The organism is Methanobrevibacter cuticularis (assembly GCF_001639285.1).
In the GTDB taxonomy this organism is placed as follows: Archaea; Methanobacteriota; Methanobacteria; order Methanobacteriales; family Methanobacteriaceae; genus Methanobaculum; species Methanobaculum cuticulare.
Genome location: NZ_LWMW01000059.1, coordinates 1 through 663, shown reverse-complemented (window position 1 = coordinate 663; position 663 = coordinate 1). Strand labels below are relative to the sequence as shown.

Sequence of the window (663 nt, the reverse complement as noted above, 5' to 3'; positions counted from 1 at the left end):
AAAACATGATTTAAGATAATATTCATTATGGTTTTGATTAGTGGATTTGTTGTTTTCTAATTTTTCAATGATTGTGGTGATTTTTAATTGTTCATGTGTTAGTATTTCGTCTAATTTGTTTTTTAAGAAGTTGTTTGTGGAATTTATTTGAAAGAGTTCCATGAAAAATTTTATCATTTCTTTTTTTTCGAGAGTTAGGTGGGAAACTTATGTAAGATTTTCCATTTATCATTTGAACTCCTATTCCGGTTCTTGAAAACCTCATAGGGTTCTGATTAAGAATATTTTTTTCTTTTGTTTTACAAATCGTTCTGGGAGAATTGGAAAGATTTTGACATGCTACTTGATCTAAAATACCTATTATGCAGTTGTCTAAATCATATTTTCTTAGTTTTTTTTTAAAATAATCTCTGCATCTTCAGGCATTTTAGAATAGATTATATATCCTTTTTTATAAGAATATCCTAGTTTTTTCACGATTGCAGGTATTCTACTCATTGAATAATCAATATTGAATTCTTTTTTAATAATTTCATGAATTTTACGAGTGCTCAAGAAACTTTCATTAATCATTATTTCATCTAGTTTTTTAAACTCTTCTTCAGTTAATTTAGCTTTTATCCCACCATTCTTGTATTTTGGATATAAATTTTCATATCCTCC

At 26.1% G+C, this 663-nt stretch carries 1 protein-coding gene; it reads right to left on the bottom strand.

What is annotated here, in order from left to right; genetic code table 11:
• Positions 1 to 387: 387 nt before the first annotated feature.
• On the bottom strand, positions 388 to 663 hold a 276-nt coding region (locus tag MBCUT_RS01745; protein ID WP_211263756.1), incomplete at its 5' end, for a winged helix-turn-helix domain-containing protein.